Below are 21,672 nucleotides of genomic sequence, written 5' to 3'. Positions count from 1 at the left end.
CGACGGACAGCGGCGGACAACCGCGCACACCTGCGGACCATCGCAGCACGTGAGAGCCGCACGGCCCCGAGGTCGAGGGCGTACCCAAGTTGCTTGAGGACGAAGAGGTCCTCGCCCAAGGTCTCACCGCCAGGCTCCCGTCGGCGTAGCTTGCTCTGGTCGACGACATGGCAGCGTGGCTGAAGCCGGTGGGGGTGCAGCGAGGCACACGCGTGCATGATCGGTCGGCGCACCCGCCATCGTGGCTGACTGGCGTCGGCTGCGGCTCAGACACTCCGGGGTCCGGCTCCGCCAAGGGACGTTTTAGACCATGGGCCGTGCTATTCGCGTGGCAGATTCTGCGGAAAACCACGGAGAATGGCGGCGATGTTCCCAGAGTGTGACCAGGACTCCATATGACTCCACCGCAGGTCAGCGCAGCGACCGCCGCCAAAGACCCCAAGCTTCCCAAGCTAAGGGCTCAAGCATCGTCGTCGCGATGGTCGGCGTACCACAGCCGTGCCACATGCGAGGGTCTTGAGGGTGCTACTAGGGATCACCCGCACCTCGCCAGCGTCACCACATGGGACCCGATGACAGGCGTTGTCCTTGAGGCCGACCTCCTGCGTGGCGGCGATCGGCTGGTAACAAGTCGCACGCTGCTTGATCACTCTAAGTACACATGAAGCAGGAGACACAGCAAGCAACGCCGTCTCGTGCCTGATTGTCCGAGGAACCCTCTAGGCTGCACTCCGTGGTTGCACAGGTGGAAGAGAAGACTCAGGCAGATCCCAGGCCCGACGGGCTTGTGGCCGACGACGACCGGATCAAGGTCCAGTGCGGAGACGCGTATGACCTCATGGCTGATCTTCCAGCGGAGTCCATCGATCTGTTGATCACCTCTCCGCCCTACTGGGGGCTACGCAGCTACGGGCAGGAACACAACGAGGAAATCTTGAAGGAGTGGCTCGCCGAGGATGCGAGCAGAATGCAGACCGATGTACCTCCCTATGAGTGGTACCGCAAGCACGGCGGTGTACTCGGCCTTGAGCCACTGCCCGAGTGGTATATCGGACACCTCGTAGAGATTTTCCAACGAGGCGCGGGCGCCCTCAAACCCAGCGGGAGTATGTGGATCAATATTGGGGATACCTACTTCGCCCGTTGGTCAAGCATCCGACACGACGGTCGGCAGGGCCTCGGTGACAACCCACGCTCGCGGAGGCGCACGCCAATGGGCGGCTACCGGCAGGAGAAGCAGCTTCTCCTCGTCCCGGCTCGTTTCGCCATCGCCATGCAAGATCGCCGATGGATTCTTCGCAACGATTTGATTTGGCACAAGCCCAACGTGCCTCCCCGTCCGGAGAAAGACAGACTGCGGCTTGCGCATGAACACTTTTTCCACTTCGTAAAACGCCCAAAGGAGGGCCGTGCTAAGTACTACTACAACATGGAGGAAGTGGAGCAAGGCGCGCGTGACGTAGTCAAGACCGCCGCTCGCTCGGGTTCTGACGGCCACTCAGCTACCTTCCCGGCAGATTTGATTCGGCCGCGAATTCTAAGCTCGTGTCCTCCCGGGGGAACCGTACTGGACCCCTTTTGTGGCACCGGGCGTTCACTTGCCGTGGCAGCCGCCTCCGGCCGTAAGGCAATCGGGTTTGAGCTGCATGAGCCCTTTCATGCAGCGGCTTCGAAGAACGCCACCAAGGCGCTAGAGCAACTCGCTTTCGCGCTCGACGGTGACGACAACGAGGAGATGGGAGCGTAGGTGTCTGGGGGGAGCGCTGCGAAGAAGCAGCCCAATAACTTCATCGCGGAATGGTTCGGACACAGGGTCTATCCCGTCGTCGCAGAAACTACGCATAGCCTCGCAGACCAAGAGGCCGAGCGGTGTCCGTTCCTCACGCACGTCACCGGCAAGAAATCCCTTTGCATCAAGAAGCCTAACTCAAAGGGCGTCTGCACGATCAGCAGTACAAGCAACGGGGAACGCCAGGACTGGCTTGCGTGCCCTTACCGCGCGTTGGATATTTCCATGCTCGATGACGCCGCCCACCGGCTCTTCGGGCACGCCCCGGGTGACGATGTGCAGATAGTGGCCGTTCCTGTCCTCGAGGGCAAAGAGGCCGCGGATGATGTACGCAAGCGCGTTGCGGCAGGTAAGCCCACAATCGTCTACTTCCAGAACAAGCTGGGCGGTGAAATTTCGATCAGCCCCACCGATCGATCGCCCGAGTTTTCGTTCGACTCGACCATGATCGAACTACTGCCGGACTCTACCGGGGCGATCACTGTCGGGCGGTACGGCGTCTTTGAGATCCAAACCATGGATTTCCATGGAACTTACTCAAGGGCCGTGGCGAACCTCACCAGTGCCCGGCACATGCATAAGGGTGAGTTTGGTAAAAGCGTAGAGTCACATCCCCAGTGGCTCTCCGAGGGCGTTGAAGGCCCTAATATCGCTAATGCATTCAAACGCACCTTTTATCAGATGATGTTCAAGTTCCAGGTCGGCGCACATGATGCATCGGCAGGCTGTATTTTGGCCATCCCTCGTGCAGTTTGGGAAAGTTGGCAGCGGCATCTCGGGCGTCCTGAGCTGGTCTCGCACCCCGACGGCACCTGGCGTCTCATGCGAGAAGATGACGAACCGGTGGAGAACCCGCCGGCCTGGATTTATGTGTTCGATACAGAACTGTCCGCAACTAAGACGCCCAACCCTCTGGCGCTTTGGCGTGTCATTGGTACCGATGCAGCCGCTCTCAGCCACTACACGCTGGACGTCGCTCCTGAAGCGGCCCTAGAAGCGGGCGGATCCGTTGACCGTCTGCGTGACTCCATAACGCTGCGACTCTCCAAGTACCTCCCTGAACTGCGACCCAAGCCGAAGGTTCGCACTCGTGGCACCACGGGCGTTGTGCCAGGCCAGACGATGCTGTGATCGCGGCCTGCACCACAGCACCTGGACGCGACTACAGGACGCCGAGCCCGTGGACTATGTGTGGACGAGAAACTCGCGAATCGACGCGATCGGGCCTCTGACTTGGGTCTTACCTAGGACTCGAAGGGGCCTCCGGAGCCGTGTGCGCAGGTTCGAATCCTGCCGGGGGCACCTTGGTTCAGGTGCCCAAGACCCCGCCATCAGCGCTTTTGCTGAGGACGGGGTCTTCGCGTATGTGCAGGCGTGTGCCGGTCGGAGCGGGCGTATGTCGAGTGCTGTGGACTATGTGCGTGGACTGGCCGGAGGGCAGGAATCCGCAGGTCAGGTCGGGAAACGGCGGTGCCCCTGGACTGTGCCCCAGGACGTGTTGCCAAGCTGGTGCGTGGGGCGGGATCAGGGCCCGTCAGCCGGGCTCGCCCGTCTGGGCGTCGTCCTCGCCGAAACGGGGGGCGAACCGGCGGTCGGCGGCGTCCTGACGGCGGTCGAGGCACTTCGCGTACGGGCTCGGATTTCTCTGCGCTGGCGCCGCCCACCCTGCCAGGTTGTGCGGGGGGCCGAGGGGAGCGCCGGGGAGGCGGCAGTGGTCTTCGCCGCAGGTCAGGCCAGTAGACAGTCCGAAATCACCTTAGATTGCCAAGCTCACCGACCGTTGCCGGTAGTGTGGGCCGGTGGCGGTCGATCGAGGGTCAGAGGGTGTCCTTCAGTTGACGTGGGAACTGGTAGGCCACGGTTGGGCACGGTGCCAGCTGGCTGACGGCTGTCAGGCGGCATCGGTGACCGCCAGTTACTGCACTGACGCGTTGGCGGACCTCGTAGCGGGCACAAGCGAGCTGTATGGGCAGCAGCGTTCGGCCCGGTTCTTCTTCGACGCCGAGCCTCGTGAGCTTCGCTGGGTGCTCCGCACAGCGGGGGACGCGGTCGACGTGACCATTTACGAGTTCCCCGACATCGCCGTCAGCCCTGGCGTTCCGGACTCCGACGGCACGGTGGTGTGGCGGTCGACCCATCCGCGTCCCACCTTCGCTCACGCTGTTCTGACTGCGGCCCGCACTGTGCTCGAGGAGCACGACGAGGCCGGCTATCTCGCCAGGTGGGCAATGCATCCCTACCCCGTCGCACTGGTCCAGGATCTCCGCAGGCTGCACATGCGCGACGACGTCTGCGACCTGCCCCACGACCTGTCGTGCCCGTAGGGGCACGCCGGGCCGTCTCCGTTTCCGTTTCCGTCTCGTTCAGCCCGTTCACGGCCGTTCGGACGAGACGGGAGGCGGAAGCCGCTCCCAGGACCTGCCGCCCATGAACGGGGACCTTCATGGCGCCAGGTGTGCGAGAGCCGTGCGTCCGACCGTGCGAGTCGGGACCTCACGGGACATGCGCGGAACACCCCTGCCGGAGAGAAGGACACCCGCCGGCCGTTGCGCCTTCAGGGGCCGACGGCCATCGTCCGGCGGACGGCTTCGCCGTACGCGCTCGACAGCGGACGGAAGGAGTGGAGGGAACGGTGACGCCCTGAGGGGGTCGCGTGGTCACAGTCCATGTGCGTCCATCAGCCGCATCAGATTCCGCTTGCGCTTCTGGGCGGTGCGCAGGGCGGTGACGTACACGGTGAAGTCGTCCGGCGTGTCCATGCGGCGATGGCAGTCACGCATGCTCAGCAGCAGGCTGACGAGCTGCTCGTAGACGCCGTTGCCTGCCTGGCGGGTGAGGGGCTCGGTCAGGCGCCGGTAGACCGCGAGCGCGTCGGCGGGGCGGGTGGCGCGGGACTGGTCGGCGAGAGTGAGCCACTGGCCGTCGTCGGCGCCGAACTCCGTGGCCGCCTGCCAGGCCGCGGCGGTGTCCTTGTCGTCGAGCAGGGCGTCGACGAGGGTCCGGCCGCCGTGGTGCCCCTGCTGTTCGGCGTCGGCACGCAGCAGGGAGAGGGCGTTCTCCCGCTCGGCCGGCCAGCGGGCGGCGGCCTGGGCGGCGGCGCGGAGCTGACGGTAGGTGAGCAGGGTGCGGCGGGCGGCGAAGTGGTCGCGGCGCAGGGTGACGGCGTCGGAGAGCCGGCCGGCCTGTGCGTAGCGGTCGGAGAGGTGGTCGACGAGGGCGGTGTCGACGGCGGCGAGGTCCTCGGTGTCCCGGATGCCGCGCTCGGCCCATTCCAGGGCCTCGCCGGGGCGGCCGGCGGTGTCCAGTTCGCGGGCGATGACCAGGTGGGTGTGGCCGTTCGGCGCGAGGTCGGCGGCGTGCACGGCGATCACCGCGTCGATGTCCCGTCCCGCCTTCGCCAGGCGCTGCATCAGATCCTTCTCCGCCCAGCCCGTGCGGTTGCCTTTCCATGCTTCGACCGCGTGTCGGCGCAGCGCGCTCATGCCCTGTTCTCCGAGTAGGTCCTCGTAGTCGAGCGGGTCGATATCGGTCAGGTCGGCCGCGTCGTCGAGCGCGTGGGTGACCAGCCAGTGCGCGAGGTCCTCCGGGTCGGGGCGCGCGGCGCGACAGGCGTCGTGATGGGCGTCGGCGAGGTCGGCGCCGATCCGCCCGAGGCAGCCGTCGGAGTCGTCGACGTTCTCCACCACCGCGGCCAGCAGCCCGATCGCCTCCCGCGCCAGCGCCATCGCGCCGGCGGCCCGGTCCGAGCCGGTCAGCGACCTGATCGCGGACACCGCCTGCCCGGCCCGTTCCGCGTAGGCGCGAGCGTCGGCGTACTCGACGTAGCCGTACTGGGCGAAAGGACCGATGTCGAGCAGCTCGCGGATGCGGGAGCGGACCCCCGCCACGTCCCCCCGGGCGCTCGCGGCCCGCAACTCCAGACGACGCCGCACGTTCCGGTCCTCGGCGATCTCGTCCCGTACGAGGGTGAGCAGTTCGGCCGCCGACAGGCCGGACAGCCAGGCGTCGAGGCCCCGCGCACGCTCACGGGCCGTCTTCCGCCGCTCCGGCAGAGCGATCACCGTCAGGCCGAGGGCCACCAGATGCTTGCAGAAGTTGCCCTCCTGGCCGTACGGGCAGTCGCACTCCCCCACCAGTCCCCTCCGCCCGCCCAGGACGAGTTCCACCTCGTAGCGCTCCGTGCCGTGCACCGACGCCCTGATCCAGTCGTCACCGACCTCGACGCCGGACACCGCGTCGACGTATCCGAGCCCGCGCTCGAACGAACGCGTCCCGGCCAGCGTCTTCAGCTTCGCCTCGGTAAGTCCGTCCACGGCTCTCCGTCGTCCGACCCGGCTCCGTTTCAACGGGCCTCAACGTAACGGCCGCCGGTCGACCGGAGCCAGCGGTCAGCGCGGCGTACAGCCCCATGAGGGACCGCTTCCCGCGCATCGCACCGCCCCTCCGCCTCGCCGGGCCGGCGATTCGTCGGCCGGCTTGCGATCTGTCCTCTCACGAAGCGTGGCCGAAGAGGGCTGTTCCGTTGTCAGCCCGTGCTCGTCCATGCGTCCGGACGGGGTGACAGCACCGCGGTCACGACCGCGCCGGACGAGGCCATGACGTCGAGCACGAAGCGGCGGCGTCCGACGGCCAGTCGGCGCAGTGCCGGTCCGTGGTCGGCGGCGACGACGAGGCAGGCCGCGAGCAGGAGAAGTCGCCACAGGAACATCACCGGGCGGCGCACGGCTCGGGGCAGTTCCGCCAGGGAGGCGTGCAGTCGCTCGCAGTGGAACGGGACGTGGCGCTGCTCGTCGGACAGGATGCGCCCCGCGACGTCCGAGGTGAGCGCGTCGTCCGTGCCGTCGCGCAGAGCGCGGTAGTAACGCAGTGCCACCACTTCCGCGATCATGAGCACCAGCAGTTCCATGCGCAGGCCCATCAGGCGCCGCAGCCGCACGAAGACCGTGTCGCTCCAGTGGCCGGCCAGCGTGGGTATGCCCCCGGCGGTCAACAGCCGGGCGAGCAGGCGGGCGTGGTTCTGTTCCTCGGCGACGAAGAGCCTCACCGCCTGTGCGTAGTCGTCGTCGCCGGCCTGGTCCGCTTTGCCGACGAGGTTGGCACCGTCACCGTCCTCGCCGACCTGGAAGCGCTGGATGCCGGCCCACACCGCCGGATGCAGCGTCGCCCCTCGCCCCCAGTCCGGGTCGCCCTGGGCGCGTCTGCGCTCGTGCTCCTCCTCGAACCGCCTTGTCCACTTGGCGAAGCCGCTCGTACCCACCCGGTCCCCTCTCTCCGGGACACGGCCACGGTGCCCCCCGGAGAGACGACGCCTGCCGGTGCCGAACCGTTCCCCCGGTCAGCCGGCGTCCGGCCATCGGGCGGGGGGTGGAGGCGGCTCCGGGCTGTTCTGTCGTTCCCCCTGCCGTGCGTTCTCTCCCCGCAGGGACGTCAGCCATGGCCACAGGTCCGGCAGCGGCTGGGCCGGGCAGGCCAGACGGTGCTCGATACGGCACCGCTGGAACGGGTCCGGCGGACAGACGCCGTAGACGGTCACCCGCCCGTCGGACAACTCGATCCACCGGTGCTCGGCCGGCACCGTGTGCGCCAGTGGCGCCATGTCCGGTTCCAGCAGGACCCAGTCGTGCTCGAGCGTCGAGACCCGATCTTGTGGCAGGCCGCAGTACGGGCAGCGCGGCTGTCCGCCGCTCAGCCGGCGCGGCTTCCTCTCCGAAGCCCCCATAGGGCGAGGGTCGGCATCTCCGCGGCTCGTGCGTAGGGCGCGAACCGGACGGAACGTACGGGGTGGTCGTGCACCGGGGAACGCAGGACGACACGGCAGGCGCAACCGGTCACCGCTGACCGGGGCGTCTCGGCCGAGAGACGACGACGGCGTCGTCGGGGCGGCCCTTCCGGACGGCGACAGTGGCGGTGTGGCGCGGCCCCGTCCGTGTTGGGGGTGGCGGTCTCGTGCCGGTCGACGCGGCAGCAGGCGTCGTGGCCCGGCGGGACCGCCAAGCCCGCACGGTTGCCGTCGGCGCGTTCGGCGGATTCGCCCCCCGGCCGGTCGGGGTCTTCCCGGTCGGCGCCCTGCTGCTCGACCGCCACTCGCGCAACCCGATGCCCCTCACCGAGCTGCGTGACGCCTTCTCCCGCGTCGACACGTTCAGCGACGACCTGGCGGAGCGGTACCAGGCGCTGGAGCGGCGCTCCCTGCTGATGCGCAGGATCATCGACCTGGCCTTCCAGGAAGCCGTGGACGAGGACCCCGTCGACGACGGATACATCAGCGTCGAGAACATCATCTACGCCTTGCGGAAGGAGTTCACCCCCCGCCCGTCCCGGCAGGAGGTGGACGAGCTGATCGCGTTCCTGTCGAGTCCCGTCGTGGCCGCGTTGGAGTCCACCAAGGGACGCCACAAGCTGATCGACTCGCCGCGGAACCTGGCGCTGCGCCTGGCCGGTCTGGGTGGCACCGTCGCCGCGGACCGCACGGACTAGGAGGGCGGCGACGAGCACCGCGGGAGGCGCGGACGCCGGTCGCGGGAGGCGGGGACGCCGATCGCGGGAGGCGCGGACGCCGGTCGCGGGAGGCGCGGACGCCGATCGCGGGAGGCGCGGACGGCGATGGGGGGAGGCGCGGACGCCGGTCGCGGGAGGCGCGGACGCCGGTCGCGGGGCCGCGCGAGGGTACGGGCGGGTGAGCGCGGCGGAGTCGGCCCGTGCCGTCCGTCGCGGGCCGGAGGGCTCGCCGCCGCCCGCGCGCGGCGGGGGCGCAGTACCAGGAGCGGCCGCCTCGGGACGGGCGTCGCCGACGGGGTGGGAGAGGCCAGGTCGAGCGAGCCGGGCGGTCGCATTCGACCTCCTGTTTGAATAATGCGGGCCGGTGCGTCACTGGGGGCGACCGCGTCCCGCGCCGCTACCGGTCGCGGTGGGGCAGCGCGAGGCGGAAGGTGCGGGGCCAGTCGGTGGACGGTCGGACCGTCGGGGTGCCGGGGCGGTGGCGGGGGACGCGGACGCGCAGTGCTCCCGGTGCGATGCGGCAGACGACGGGGGCCCGGAGCAGGACGTGTTCCCCGTCGATGCCGGCCGGGACGGTGTCCGCGTCCGCCTCGACGACGATCTCCCGCGCGGTGAACCGGGTCAGGTTCGGGGAGCGGGCGCCGCGCACCATCCGCGCCGCCTGCGCGGTGTTCTCGACCTGCACGCCCAGGACGCCCAGCCGGCCCGAGTCCAGCCGCTCCCGGCGTCCGGGGTGGGGCGAGTCGACGGCCCGCAGGTAGGGGTTGTTGCTGACGAGCAGCGCCTGGAGGCCCTCGGCCCGCACACCGTCGGAGCGCACCCGCAGTCTGGGCGCGTCGGTGCCGGTGAGGAGGGTGGGCAGCGTCTGCAGGACCGTGCGCACCTTGTCGTCGCGGTAGGCGGGGTCGCTGACGACGGCCGCGTAGGTGCCGAACGAGGCGTTGTTGACGAACACCCGGTCGGCGGCGAATCCGAGGTCGACGCGGAGTTCGACGCCGTCGGTCAGGGCGTCCAGGGCCGCCGCCGGGTCGTCGCGGTCGAGGCCCAGGTCGAGGGCGAAGTGGTTGCGGGTGCCGGCGGGAACGACGACGAACGGCAGGTCGTGCCCGGCCGCCACCTCCGCCACCAGGGCCTGGGTGCCGTCACCGCCCGCCACGCCCAGCAGGTCGGCTCCGCCGGCCACGGCCTGCCGGGCCAGCCGGGCCACGTCCTGCTTCCCGGCTCCGAGCAGTACGACGTCGGCGCCCGCCGCCCGGGCCCTGTCCGCCAGGTGGAAGCGGTCCACCTTGCCGCCGCCGGAGCGCGGGTTCATGAGGATCCACGGGTGGCGCGGTGCCGCGGCGGTGGTCTCCTGCGGCCAGGGTGCGGAGGTGACGTGCGCGGGGGCCGTGGCGATCCGGGCCGCACTCACGGCCAGCGCCCACAGGACGAGGGAGGCGAGGGCCGTCCCCAGCATGCCGGAGGCGGCGTACAGGGCCAGGACCGTGAGCGGCGCGAGCACGGACAGGGCCACGCCCGCCGCGCGCGTCACGCCGGTGTGGGCCAGCGTCCACCACACCCCGACGGCCGCGAGGGCCAGTGCGGCGACGCCGGCCGGTACCCACAGGAGGCTGCGCAGACCCGCGGTGACGAGCGGCACCAGCACGCTCGCCAGCAGGACGAGCAGCGCCAGACGCGCCCAGCCGGGACGCCCGCCACCGGCGGGCGCGGGCGGGTTTCCCGGCGGGGGGCCTTCCGACGGGGGGTTTCCCGACGGAGAGCCGGTGGGCTGTCGGTCTCCCGGGGGAGGGGCCGGCGTGGGGTGGCCTCCCGTCGGCCGGGTCTCAGGCGCTCTGCGTCGGTTCACAGGCCCTCTCCCTCGCGGGTCGCGCACGGATGCGTGTCGCGTGCGGGAGCCCTGGGCTAGGTGGAGAAGTCGTCCCTCTTCACCACGCACAGGGCCCAGATGATGAACCCCGAGATGGCGATCATCACGACCGACCAGACCGGGTAGTACGGCAGGGAGACGAAGTTGGCGATGATGATGAGGGCGGCGATGCCCACGCCGGCGACGCGTGCCCAGGTCGACGCCTGGAACAGCCCCAGGCCGACGACCACGGCCAGCGCGCCGAGGGCCAGGTGGATCCAGCCCCAGGCGGTGAGGTCGAACTCGAACGTGTAGTTCCGGGTCGTGAGGAAGACGTCGTCCTCGGCGATCGCCGCGATGCCTCGCATGATGTCGAGTATTCCGGCGATGGTGAGCATGACGGCCGCGAAGACCGTCAGGCCGCCGGCCCACTCCTGCCTGGCCGAGTGTGCGCGTGTGGGGTGTGTGGTGGCCATCCTTGCTGCCTCTTCTCGGTCTCGTCCGGTGAGGGTGTCGTCGGGGTCTTCGGGGTCGTCAGGGTCGTCGGGGTCGTGGTGGTCGTCGGGCGGTGGTCAGCGCCCGGCGGGGGTGGAGCGGGTCGTGTGCCCGGCGGCGCCCGCCCCGGTGAGGACCAGTTCCTTCGCCCTGCGGAACTCCTCGTCCGTGATGTCGCCGCGGGCGCGGATCTCGGACAGCCTGGCGAGATCGTCGACGCTGCCGGCCCGTCCTTCGCCGCCCCTGGCGGTGTCCCGGACGTACTCCTCGAACGCCTCCTGCTGGGCGCGTGCCTGCGCGACCTCCCGGCGGCCCATGTTCTTGCCGCGGGCGATGACGTAGACGAACACGCCCAGGAAGGGCAGGACGATGACGAAGACCAGCCAGCCGGCCTTGGCCCAGCCGTTCATGGAGTCGTCACGGAGGATGTCGACGACGATCCGGAAGAGCAGGACGAACCACATGATCCACAAGAAGAAGATCAGCATGGTCCAGAATGCGCTCAACAGCGGAAAGTCGTACGCGAGGTACGTCTGCGCGCTCATGTCTCTCCTCCGTCCCGGGCGGGCGCCCGGCAGGCGTTGCGTGCCGTTCTCAGCGTGCCCGCGGCACCCGGGGGTCGGCCTCACCCGCGACGGGTGAGCCTCTCCGCCCCTCGGCCACCGTTCACAGGTCCGATGGGCGACGGCTCACGGGGCCGGTCGCCCGGGGTCGCCTGCTGCCGGGGCCGGCTCGCGTCCCGCCGCGGCGGCCAGCACCCCGACGACGACGAGCGTTCCGAGGACGACGCCGAGGACGAGCGCCACCGCGCCGACCGTGGGGTGGTTCCAGAGCACCAGGGTCAGGACGCCCGCCGCGATGACGACGCCGGTGGTCCACGGCCGGTGGTCGTCCAGCCAGCGTCCCGTGGAGCCGGTGTGCACGCCGGCGCGGTGCAGTTGCCGTCCGGCGGCGGTGGTGCCGTGGCGCACGAGCGCCCGCACGCCGCGGGCCGCGCGTCCGGGACCGTACAGGTAGGCGGCCAGTGCGGTGACGACGGCCACCACGAGCAGGGTGCGGGTGCTGTCCCGCAGGAAGCGGACGAAGGTGTCGTAGATCGCGGCGGCGGCGTCGGTGGGCAGGGTCGACGGCGGGACCGCGTCCAGGTAGACGCGTCGCAGGACGGCCAGCGCGACGAGCAGCAGCACCATCATCACGCCGACGCCGACGGCGGTCGTCAGGAGCATCACGCGGTGTGCGGGAGCGGTCCACACGGCGAGGGCCGCGAGGACGACGGTCAGCACGGGCAGCCAGGTGCCGACGACGTCCAGCAGCCGCATCGTGTCCTGTGCCGTGCCGAGTTTGTCGGTCTCGAACAGCGTGACGGTCCGGTCGGTGTCCGGGATGGCGGAGGCCTTGTCGAAGCCCGCGTCGACGAGACGCTGACGCACCTCGTCGACCACCGCTCCGAGGTCCAGCTGAACGGTGTCGCCGGTGGCGCGCACGGCGCCCTCCCGTTCTCCGGTGAGCATGTTCACCACGGCGGCGTGGGCGCGCCGGTTGGCGCCCTCCCACACCTCCTCGAAGACGTCGCCGGTGACCACTCGGGTGACGACGCGGTCCACTGCCGACCTGACCGCGGAGCGCAGGGGCCCGTCGAGTGCCTCGGCTCCCTCCACGACGCGCGGTGGCGCCCCGGCGTCCCGGAGGGCCTTGGCGAGCGCGGCCGTCACCGCTTCGACGTCCACCTGGTCCACCACGCGGTCGGTCAGCCGGGTGATCACGACGTCCTGGACGGCCGGATCCGACGCCAGCGGCGCGACGGTTTGCACGTACCGGTCGGTGTCGGAGACCTCGTCGTCCACCCAGGCCGCGACGACGGCCAGGGGGGCGAGAAGGAGGGCCAGCAGCAGGAGGACGGCGGCGCCCGCCTGGCGCAGTCGCCGGTGGCGCACCCGCGCGGCCCCGCGCAGGCGCTCGTACTCCGCGACTTCCGCGGCCGTCAGGTGACTCCGGGGATCCGGGGTGCCGTCGGAGGGGGACGGTCCGGAGGCGCTGTGCGGGGCCATCGGGGCTCCTCGGTGGTGTTGTGCCGCTCTGGTGGGCGCGCGGCCGGCACCCCGCCGGGCCGGGCCGGCACGGCGGCTCTCCGGCCGGGCCCCGTCACCGGCCGGCCGGTCCTCGTCGTCCCTCCGGCCCGTGCCGGTTGGGGGCTCAGGCCGTTCCGGCCGGTCCGCGCGGTGCCGGGGTGGATGCTCCGCGCAGTGCGGCCCGCCACGCGAAGGCGACCGCCGTCTCGAACAGGCCGAGGAGGACCAGCCACAGGCCCAGCAGCCGGGTCAGCGCGCGGGCCGACTCGGCCGGCAGGGCCAGCACGACGATCCCCGCGACGATGCCGAGCACCGCGACGGCGATGACGAAGCCGCGGTGGGGCAGGTCGGGGGCGGCTAGAGCCGTGTGCAGGGTCACCACGCCGGACACCAGCCAGACGACGCCGACGATCAGGGAGAGCGCGGCGACGGTCTGGAGTGGGTTCCGCAGGCACAGCACCCCGGCCAGGACGTACAGGACGGCGAGCAGAAGCCCGCCGAAGCGTTCGCCGTGCTCCTCCCGGCCGAAGGACGAGACGAACCGGAACACGCCGTTCACCAGCAGGTACAGGCCGATGAGGACGGCCAGCACGTGCAGGGTCCCGTCCGGCCACGCGAGGATCAGGACGCCGGGTACGAGCGTGGCGACCGCCGAACCGAGGATCCACGTCCACGAGCGCCCGAGGGCCGCCAGCAGCCTTCCCGGGTCGTCGCCCGCGAGGCCGCGGGCCGCCCCGCCGGGGACGGGTTCCGGTCCGGTGGGCGGTGCCGGACCACGCGACATGGTCATGGCTCCTCCTCACGTGGTCGAGCGGGTCGCTCCGAACCGTCGGCGGGATGGTGCGCGCTGGCCCCGGATGGTGCGGGGCCTCACCGGTCAGCGTCGCGCGTGCCGCCGGGGCCGCGGGTCACCCGCGGCGGGTGACTGCTCCGGGTGACTGCTCCCCTCCGGGGCACCGGGGGCGGGTACGGGTGCCGCCTGGCGTGCGGGTACGGGTGCCGGCCGGGGCGCGGGTACGGCTGCCGGCCGGGGCGCGGGTTTCCTGCGGGGCGCGGGGGCGGCCCGAGCCGGACCAGAGGTGGCTCCCCGGGGCCGCCCGGGCACGGGTGACGGCCGGGGCCCGGGTACGAGTGACGGCCGTGAGGAGTGCCGTCGCTCGGTCGTGAGCCGCCGTCGACGCAGGGTGCCGCGTCGCCGGGGCCGTGCTCACGGTGTCTCCGATGACGACCGTGTTCGTGGGGTCTCGGGTACCGGCCGTGCTCACGGTGTCGGTGTCACGGGTACCGGCCGTGCTCACGGTGCCGGTGTCACGGGTACCGGCCGTGCTCACGGTGCCGGTGTCTCGGGTACCGGGCCGTGCTCACGGTGTCTCGGGTACCGGGCGCATCTCCACGACACGCAGCCCCAGCGACTGGCAGCGGGCCAGCAGTCCGTACAGGTGTGCCTCGTCGACGACGGATCCGAACAGGACGGTCTGACCGGACATCACCACATGGTCCAGCTCCGGAAATGCTTGGGACAGCGTCTCCGACAGCTGTCCGTCGACGCGGATCTCGTAGCGCATGAGCTGCTCCCCCGGGCTGCCTGGGGCAGACGGACGGCGCCTTCCCTGCGATCGTCCGCCTCGGCGGGCGGCCCGCCCTCACCCGGTACAGGTGATACGCCGCCGACGGGACCGACGACCTCGGTCAGTGCGTCAGCACGATCTTGAACGTGATGATCAGCAGTCCGAGCAGGAGGTTGACCGACGCGGAGCCGGCCATCAGACGCCGGGAGGCGCCGGCCCGCCGTGCCGCGGCCACCGACCAGCCCACCTGCCCGGCGACGGCCACGCCGAGCGCGAACCAGAGGGAGCCCTCCACCCCGAGGCCCAGCAGCGGACTGACGGCGAGGGCGGCGGCCGGCGGGACGGCCGCCTTGACGATCGGCCACTCGTCCCGCATCACGCGCAGCACGGTCCGGCGGTCCGGCGTCCGGTGGGCCAGGCGCGCCCCGAACAACTGGGCGTGGACGTGGGCGACCCAGAACACGAGCCCCGTGAGCACGAGCAGCAGGACCAGCTCCGTACGCGGGAACGAGCCGAGGTTGCCGGCGCCGATGATCACCGAGGCGGCGAGCATCGAGCCGTAGACGCCGCCGGTGTAGTCCGCGTGGGCGCGCCGGTCTGCCCGGCGGGCCCGGAACGTGCTCTGCCCGGTCTCCTCCATCGCGGCCTCCGTCTTCCGGCTCGGCTCGTCTCCCGGTCTCCCTCTCCCGGCCCGGCCCGGCCCGGCTCGGCTCGGCTCGGCTCGGCTGCCGGCTCAGCTCGGCTGCCGGCTCAGCTCGCTCGCCCCGGTGCGTCGACCGGGGTGTCGGTGTCGGCGGGCCGCTTCCCGCGCTCCCGTCCGGTCGGCAGATGCCGGGTGACCAGGAAGCCGGAGAGGGTGATCCCGCCGGTGGCGAGGATCGCCGCCTTCAGGCCGTCCAGTTGCGCCGACGCGTAGGAGTCCACCAGGGCGTCGACCTCGGACGGGGGCAGCCCGGCGCGCTCGGCGGCCGAGCGTGCCTGCTCGGTGGGGACGAAGGTGATCCCGGCTTGCAGGGCCACACCGGTCTGGCGGCGGGCCTCCTCCGACAGCCGGGGATCGTCGTCCACCTGAGTGGTGAAGGCGTGGGCCAGTGCGCCGATGAGCAGTGACCCGATGAGCGCGGTGCCGAGCGCGGAGCCCAGGTTCTGGGCCGTGAACTGCAGTCCGCCGGCCTCGCTGCGCTCCTCCTCGGACACCGCGGACTGGACGACGTTGCCCAGCTGCGAGGCGAGCAGGCCCATGCCCACGCCGAGCAGGGCCATGGCGCCGGCGAACTGGGCGTCGTCGATGACCGGGTCGATGGTGGCCAGCAGCCACACGATCGCCGCCGCGAGGATGCCGAGCGCTGACCGGACGATCAGGCGCGGTCCCGCCGCCCGCCCCAGCCGGGAGCCGACCGTGGAGGCGACGAGCATGGCGGCGGACACCGGGAGCAGCCGCAGACCGGTCTGGAAGGCGTCGAAGCCCTGGACCACCTGGAGGTAGAGCGGGATGGTGAAGAAAAGGCCCAGGAGGATGAGGTTCTGGCTGAGCAGCGACAGCAGGCCCGAGCGCAGTGTGGGTCTGCGCAGCAGGGACAGGTGCACCAGGGGGTCGGAGCCGTGGGCGTCGCGCCGCCGCTCCCAGCGCGCGAAGAGGGCGAGTACGGCCACGCCGGCGCCGATGACGAACAGGGTCGGGGCGAAGCCCAGGACGGTGAAGGGCGGGTTGCGGGGTTCGACCCATCCCCAGCTGCCGCTCTGCAGCACGCCGAGCACGCCCAGCCCGAGCCCGCCCGCCGAGAGGGCGGCGCCGACGCCGTCCAGCCGGGGGCGCGGGTCGCTCCGGGGAGACGCCTCGATCACGCGGTGGAAGCACAGGACGGCCATGACGACGACCACCTCACCGGCGAAGACCAGCCGCCAGGTGAGGTACGTCGTGACCCAGCCGCCGAGCAGCGGTCCGACGGCGATGCCCGCACCGGCCAGTCCGCCGATGACGCCGTAGGCGACGGCCCGGTCCCGCCCGCGGTAGTTCTCCGCGACGAGGGCCGCCATGGCGGGGAGCACCATCGCGGCCCCGAGTCCCTCGACGACCGACCAGCCCACCGCGAGGACCCACAGGGTGGGAGCCACAGCGGTCAGGGCCGACCCCGTGGCGTAGACGACCAGCCCCAGGAAGAACATGCGCCGCCGTCCGAGGATGTCCCCGCATCTGCCTCCGACGATCATGAAGGCCGCCATGACCAGCGCGTACAGCGTGATGACGGCCTGGATGGCGGTGACCTCGGTGTCGAAGTCGTCTACCAGCTGGCTGATGGAGACGTTCATGACGGAGGTGTCGAGGACCATCAGGAACTGGGCTGTGCCCAGGACGATCAGTGCCCGCCAGTGGGTCACGGTGTCCACCTCGCCCGGTCGGCCCGGGATGCCGAGCGCCGTCGGCCCGGGCAGCGGCCGGTGCGTACCCTGCCGCCTGTTCCATGGCATCCCGGGAACGCGCTCCTCGCCTCACCCGCCACGGGCGAGGCGAGGTCACGACAGCCGCGGCTCGCGGCGGGACGAGGCACGCCGACCGCAACCACGGCACGGGCAGCACGAGGCACCGCGGGCGCGGCACGGGCAGCGCCAGGCACCCGCGGGCGCGGCACGGGCAGCGCCAGGCACCCGCGGCGGGACGAGGCACGCCAACCGCAACCACGGCACGGGCAGCGCCAGGCACCGCGGGCGGCGCGAGGCACGGGCACCCTGAGGCGCGGGTGACGCAGCGCGAGGCCGGGCGGTTCCACGGGCGGCAGCCGCGGCGCGGAGTCACAGCAGTCGCAGTTCGCGTGCCCGGCGCACCGCTTCGTTGCGGCGGCTGACCGCCAGTTTGCGGTAGACGCTCTTGAGGTGCGTCTTCACGGTGTTCACCGACACGTACAGGTCGGCGGCGATCTCCTCCGTCGACATGGTCCGGGCCAGCCGGAGCAGCACATCGCGCTCGCGTCCGCTCAGTTCCTCCACGACCGGCGCCGGCGTCCGGAACCCGGGCTCCCGCGCCGGGCCGCCGTGGGGCGGGCCGGGAGTGAGCCAGCCGGCGGCCAGTGCCCGCAGGGGTGTCGTGCCGAGGAGGGGCGCCAGCCACGGTCCGACCTCGTGGAAGGGGCGCCGCAGCCGTTCGCGCCGGGCCTCCCGGAGGGCCTGCGCGACCAGTGTGCGGGCGGTGACGGAGTCCCCCGCCGCGTCGGCGGCCCGGGCCCGGACGAGCGCGGCCCGGACGGTCACCGCGGGGCCGGTGCGGCCCTCGGCGCGCACCCGGTCGAGCAGGTCGATCGCGACATCGGGGTGTCCGGCGGCGAGGTGCGCCCGCGCGGCCCCCACGGCACAGGCGACCTGGTCGTCCGGCACTGTCCGCAGCAGCCCGGCGGCCACCTGCGGACGGCCCGCCGCGAGGTGGGCGGTCGAGGCGACCAGCGCCGTCTGGGCGGTGGCCCAGGGAGAGACGGCGTCCGCCGGGACGGCCTGTTCCGCCGCCGCGAGGGCCGCTCGCGCGTTGCCCCGGGCCAGCAGCAGACGCGCGGTGACGATGGACCGGCCCGCCGCCGTCACCGGGTCGCGCACGGTGAGGCGGACGTCGGCCGCCGCGTCGAGGAGGAACTGCGCCCGCTCCAGTTCGTCGCGGTCGACGGCCACGGCGGCCAGGACCAGCCGGCCGATGGCGGAGCCCGACGGTCCGGGCCCGGTGAACCGCTCCGTCCCGTGCGTCGCCGCCAGCGCCCTGCGCTCCGCCCTGACCAGCCAGCCGTCGAGGTAGTCGAGCAGGGCCAGATGGCCCAGGCACTCCTCGCGCGCCGGCGTCGTCGAGGCTCCGCCGGGGCTCCCGGCCACCGTGGACAGGGCGTCGCGCGCGTCGTCGAAGCACCCGGCCCACAGCCGGGCCGAGCCCAGGTGGGTCAGCAGCAGGGCGGTGAACTCGGGATGCCGGTCCAGGAGGTGGGCGGGCACGTCGGCGCGCACCTCCTCGGCGGTCCGCGCGGCCTTCTCCGCCCGTCCCGGCGCCCCCGCGAGCCGCGCGGCCAGGGTCTCCAGCAGGGCACAGCTCAACCGGGCGGCCGCCGTGCCGGACGCGTCCCCGGCCGGGCGCTTCCCGGCGGGACCCTGCTCGGCGAGGCGCTGCTCGGCGAGGCCCTGTTCGGCGCGGCGCAGACGGGGCAGGCCGCGGTCGAGGTCACTGCGGGACAGGTCGCGGGCCGCCCGCACGAGTTCCGTCGCGGGGCCCTGGGCGTCGGGTCGCATCCGGGCGAACAGCGCCGCCAGGCCGTCGGAGCGCAGGCCGGTGAAGAGCTGCCCGATCGCGAGGTCGTCGACGAGCGCGCCGGCGGTGAACTCCCAGTCGGCGGCGGCGGCGCCGTGGGCGAGCGTCTCCGCGAGGGAGCCGGAGCGCCGCAGCCAGCGGGCCGCCCGCCGGTGCAGTTCGGGCTCGAGCCCCGGTGCGCGCACGCGCAGGTGCGCATGGAGGATCTCCCCGAACAGCGGGTGGAGCCGGTACCAGTCGTGTCCGACGTGTTCCACGAACGCGTTCGCCCGGTGCAGCCCGGCCAGGACGGCCCCGGCGTCGCTGCGGCCCGTCAGCGCGTCGGCCAGCTCGGGGCAGAAGCGGTCCAGCACGCTGACGCGCAGCAGCAGGTCCTGGGTCTGCGGTGGCTGCCGCCTGAGCACCTCCGCCAGCAGGAAGTCGGCCACCGTGCTGCGATCCGCCTCGAACTCCTTCAGACAGGTCTCGGGGTCCTCGCTCTCCCCTGCGGCCAGGGCGCACAGGCGCAGGCCGGCGGCCCAGCCCCGGGTCCGTTCCACGAGGGCGCGCGCGGCGGGCACCGAGAGGCGCAGCCCGTGCCGCTCCAGAAGGTCGACCGTCTCCTCGGGGGTGAAGGCCAGCTCGGCACCCCTGATCTCGGTGAGGTCGCCGGACGCCCGGTACCGGTGCAGCGGGAGGAGGGGTTCGGTGCGGGTGACGACGACCAGGCGCATACCCGGCCCGGCGTGGCGCAGCACGAAGTCCAGTTGCTCCGCGATCTGCGGGGCGGTCACCCGGTCGTACTCGTCGAGCACGACGACCACGGGTCCCTGCCGGGCGTTCAGGTCGGCGGCGAGCCGGGTCAGCAGCGCGCGGTCCACGCGGTGTGCGTCCGGGGGGCTGCCGACCTCCGCGGACACCGGTGTGCCGCAGGCGCGCAGGGCCTGCAACAGGTATGCCCAGAACATTCCGGGTCCCTCGTCCACCGCGTCCGCGGTGAGCCAGGCGACGGGCCGGTCCAGCCCCGCGGCCCAGTCGGCGACGAGCAGGGTCTTGCCCGCGCCGGCGGCGCCGTCGACCAGGGTCAGGGGTGTCCGGCGCGCCTGGTCGAGGTGCCTGACCAGCCGCTCGCGCCGCAGGTAGGTGGCGGGGCGCGTCGGTAGCGCGAACCGCGTGCGCAGGAAGGGGTCCCCCAGGGGGTCGACACACGGATCGGGCGGTTGCGGCCCGGTTTCCTCAGCTCCGGCCACGACGCACACCACCACCGTCCGTCAGGTCTTGGGGGGCGAGAGCAGCGCTCCTTCACTCAGCATCGCAGCGGTTCCCCGCGTGCGCGCGCCGCGCGGCATCGCCGCAGCTCACGGCGGTCACCGGGCCGTCCCCCGCCGGCACGCGCGTCACCGTGCCGACGATCCGGACGGGTCCGACGATCCGAACGGCTGCCGGGCCGGCGGTCCCGATCACCGCCGGGCCGGCAGTCCCGATCACCGCCGGGCCGACGATCCGGATCACTGCCGGGCCGGCGACCCGGACCACCGCCGGGCCGGCGACCCGACCTACCGCCCGGCCGCCGATGCGAACGACCGCTGTACGCCGTCCACCAGGTCCCGGAGGCGGCCCGGCCGGATGCCCTCGTTGCGCAGCCACTCGTCGAAGCGGGGGCGCAGGTGGCGGACCATGCCCACCCCGTGGCGGCGCAGCACGGAGCGGTTGGTCGACAGCTCCGCCTGGACCTCTCTGCGGAGGTCGTCGGTCCAGCCCTCGGTGCGGTCGGCTCGCGTCAGCGGCTCCTTGAGGATGGCCACCGCTTCGTCGAGGGCCGCGAGCAGGGGGCGCGGATCCGGGTCCGTCGTGCGCATCGCCCCTCCCCCGTCGCGTGGATGTCGTCCGTCGGCGGCATCGTAGCGGCGCACGTTCCCCGGCCGCGCCGCGGTGAGGTCCTGGCGGCCGGGCCGGCCACCGGAAGGCGTCAGCCGTGTGCCCTGGTGCTCGCGCGGACGCGGAGTTCGGCCGGGACGACCGTGAGCGGGGGCGGAGGCGTCGCCGGGGTGTCGATGCGGTGGAGGAGGACGCGCAGGGAGCGGGTGCCGATGTCGCTGAAGTCGGTGCGGACCGTGGTGAGCGGGGGGAGGAAGTGGGCGGCCTCGGGGATGTCGTCGTAGCCGACGACGCTGACGTCGTCCGGGACGCGCCGGCCCGCCTCGTACAGGGCGCGCAGGACGCCCAGGGCCATCTGGTCGTTGGAGACGAAGACGGCGGTGACGTCCGGGTCGGCGGCCAGGCGGCGGCCGAGGTCGTAGCCGGAGTCGGCGCTCCAGTCGCCGGGGAGGGGGGCGTGGACGGGGGCGCCGGCCGCCCGCAGGGTCTGCCGCCAGCTGTCGGCGCGGCGTTCCGCGGAGGTCCAGCCGGCCGGGCCCGCCACGTGCCGGACGGTGGTGTGGCCGAGGGCGAGCAGGTGCTCGGTGGCCTTGCGGGCGCCGGTCGCGGCGTCGGAGGTGACCACGGGTGTGCCGTCGCCGAGGTCGTTGTCCAGGACGACCATGGGGGTGTCCAGGCGGGCCTCCGCGAGGGCTTTCGCCACCCACAGTTGGGGGGCGATGGCGATGACGCCGTCCGCGCCCTCGGCCGACAGCCGGTCCGCGGCCCGGACGACCGTGTCGCGGTCGGCGGTGTCCAGGGCTATCGAGCTGATCAGGTAACCGGCCTCCTGTGCCGCGGTGTTGATCGCGGTCAGGGTGGAGGCCGGGCCGTAGCGGGCGGCGTCGAAGGTGATCACGCCGAGCATCCGGGTCCTGCCGCTGGCGAGTGAGCGGGCGCTGCGGCTGGGGCGGTAGCCGAGGGTGCGCATGGCGGCCCGGACTGCGTCCCGGGTCTCCGGCCGGACCGCCGGGTGGTCGTTCAGCACCCGGGAGACCGTCTGCTTGGAGACACCGGCCAGCTTCGCCACGTCGTCCATCACCGGGCGGGCACCCGCGAAGTTGCGGCGGCTGCGTCCTGCCCTGGTCGCCGGACCGTCGTCGCTTGGGGTCATGGTGCCTGCTCTTCTTCCCTCACCCGGTCCGGCGGCGCTGCGGGCCTCTCCCTCACCGGACGGACCACAGGATAGGCCGCCGGGCCCGCCGCGGGGCCCGCCCCCGCACGGGCCCGGGCGG

Annotated in this window: 18 protein-coding genes; 4 read left to right on the top strand and 14 right to left on the bottom strand. The window is 72.2% G+C overall.

The features are described from left to right. Positions 1–733: 733 nt before the first annotated feature. The 3 genes from ACZ4YY_RS32455 (at position 734) to ACZ4YY_RS32445 (ending at position 4,113) form a co-directional block, all read left to right on the top strand. Positions 734–1,747, top strand: coding sequence for a DNA-methyltransferase (locus tag ACZ4YY_RS32455; protein ID WP_468298426.1), 1,014 nt, complete (start codon positions 734–736; stop codon positions 1,745–1,747). After that, entirely contained in the window at positions 1,748–2,920 is a 1,173-nt protein-coding gene (locus ACZ4YY_RS32450; protein WP_468298424.1) for a hypothetical protein, read from the top strand. It abuts the gene before it with no gap. An 800-nt stretch (positions 2,921–3,720) separates the two neighbouring features. Beyond that, on the top strand, positions 3,721–4,113 hold the full coding sequence (locus ACZ4YY_RS32445) for a hypothetical protein (RefSeq protein WP_468298422.1): 393 nt from the start codon (positions 3,721–3,723) through the stop codon (positions 4,111–4,113). Positions 4,114–4,446: 333 nt separating this feature from the next. On the opposite strand, the gene ACZ4YY_RS32440 is transcribed toward ACZ4YY_RS32445, so the two are convergent. The 3 genes from ACZ4YY_RS32440 to ACZ4YY_RS32430 all read right to left on the bottom strand — a co-directional run bounded on the left by ACZ4YY_RS32440 (position 4,447) and on the right by ACZ4YY_RS32430 (position 7,508). Continuing rightward, positions 4,447–6,102 carry an SWIM zinc finger family protein gene (locus ACZ4YY_RS32440; RefSeq protein WP_468298420.1) on the bottom strand — a complete coding sequence of 552 codons (1,656 nt, stop codon included), beginning with the start codon at positions 6,100–6,102 and terminating at the stop codon, positions 4,447–4,449. Positions 6,103–6,314: 212 nt separating this feature from the next. Then, on the bottom strand, positions 6,315–7,046 hold the full coding sequence (locus ACZ4YY_RS32435) for a ferritin-like domain-containing protein (protein WP_468298418.1): 732 nt from the start codon (positions 7,044–7,046) through the stop codon (positions 6,315–6,317). Between the two features lie 78 nt (positions 7,047–7,124). Continuing rightward, positions 7,125–7,508, bottom strand: a complete 384-nt coding sequence (locus tag ACZ4YY_RS32430; RefSeq protein WP_468298416.1) for a DUF6083 domain-containing protein — start codon at positions 7,506–7,508, stop codon at positions 7,125–7,127. 227 nt (positions 7,509–7,735) lie between these two features. On the opposite strand from ACZ4YY_RS32430, the gene ACZ4YY_RS32425 reads away from it, so the two are divergent. After that, positions 7,736–8,266, top strand: a complete 531-nt coding sequence (locus ACZ4YY_RS32425; protein ID WP_468298414.1) for a hypothetical protein — start codon at positions 7,736–7,738, stop codon at positions 8,264–8,266. Between the two features lie 418 nt (positions 8,267–8,684). On the opposite strand, the gene ACZ4YY_RS32420 is transcribed toward ACZ4YY_RS32425, so the two are convergent. The 11 genes from ACZ4YY_RS32420 to ACZ4YY_RS32370 all read right to left on the bottom strand — a co-directional run bounded on the left by ACZ4YY_RS32420 (position 8,685) and on the right by ACZ4YY_RS32370 (position 21,551). Next, a complete protein-coding gene (locus ACZ4YY_RS32420; RefSeq protein ID WP_468298412.1) occupies positions 8,685–9,932 on the bottom strand; it encodes a diacylglycerol/lipid kinase family protein in 1,248 nt (415 codons plus the stop codon). 257 nt (positions 9,933–10,189) lie between these two features. Then, on the bottom strand, positions 10,190–10,609 hold the full coding sequence (locus ACZ4YY_RS32415; RefSeq protein WP_468298410.1) for a DUF7144 family membrane protein: 420 nt from the start codon (positions 10,607–10,609) through the stop codon (positions 10,190–10,192). A gap of 96 nt (positions 10,610–10,705) precedes the next feature. Next, entirely contained in the window at positions 10,706–11,173 is a 468-nt protein-coding gene (locus ACZ4YY_RS32410) for an SHOCT domain-containing protein (RefSeq protein ID WP_468298409.1), read from the bottom strand. A gap of 144 nt (positions 11,174–11,317) precedes the next feature. Then, positions 11,318–12,676 (bottom strand): hypothetical protein, encoded by a 1,359-nt coding sequence (locus ACZ4YY_RS32405; RefSeq protein ID WP_468298407.1) that lies wholly within the window; start codon positions 12,674–12,676, stop codon positions 11,318–11,320. Between the two features lie 145 nt (positions 12,677–12,821). Continuing rightward, positions 12,822–13,487, bottom strand: a complete 666-nt coding sequence (locus ACZ4YY_RS32400; RefSeq protein ID WP_468298405.1) for an HdeD family acid-resistance protein — start codon at positions 13,485–13,487, stop codon at positions 12,822–12,824. 571 nt (positions 13,488–14,058) lie between these two features. Next, entirely contained in the window at positions 14,059–14,262 is a 204-nt protein-coding gene (locus ACZ4YY_RS32395; protein WP_468298403.1) for a hypothetical protein, read from the bottom strand. Positions 14,263–14,386: 124 nt separating this feature from the next. Continuing rightward, complete coding sequence (locus tag ACZ4YY_RS32390; protein ID WP_468298401.1) at positions 14,387–14,905, bottom strand: hypothetical protein; 519 nt, start codon at positions 14,903–14,905, stop codon at positions 14,387–14,389. 110 nt (positions 14,906–15,015) lie between these two features. Next, positions 15,016–16,644: an MFS transporter gene (locus tag ACZ4YY_RS32385; RefSeq protein WP_468298399.1), complete on the bottom strand. Its 1,629-nt coding sequence runs from the start codon at positions 16,642–16,644 to the stop codon at positions 15,016–15,018. 411 nt (positions 16,645–17,055) lie between these two features. Beyond that, the gene (locus tag ACZ4YY_RS32380) at positions 17,056–19,779 is read right to left on the bottom strand and encodes a winged helix-turn-helix domain-containing protein (protein WP_468298397.1); all 2,724 of its coding nucleotides are present in this window, start codon (positions 19,777–19,779) and stop codon (positions 17,056–17,058) included. Between the two features lie 297 nt (positions 19,780–20,076). Then, on the bottom strand, positions 20,077–20,379 hold the full coding sequence (locus tag ACZ4YY_RS32375; protein ID WP_468298395.1) for a hypothetical protein: 303 nt from the start codon (positions 20,377–20,379) through the stop codon (positions 20,077–20,079). A gap of 110 nt (positions 20,380–20,489) precedes the next feature. Further along, positions 20,490–21,551 (bottom strand): LacI family DNA-binding transcriptional regulator, encoded by a 1,062-nt coding sequence (locus ACZ4YY_RS32370; RefSeq protein ID WP_468298394.1) that lies wholly within the window; start codon positions 21,549–21,551, stop codon positions 20,490–20,492. Positions 21,552–21,672: the final 121 nt, after the last annotated feature.

Source organism: Streptomyces sp. NPDC030143, assembly GCF_055573695.1.
Note: the sequence above shows the minus strand (reverse complement) of the source record. Positions and strands in the feature narration are given on the sequence as shown.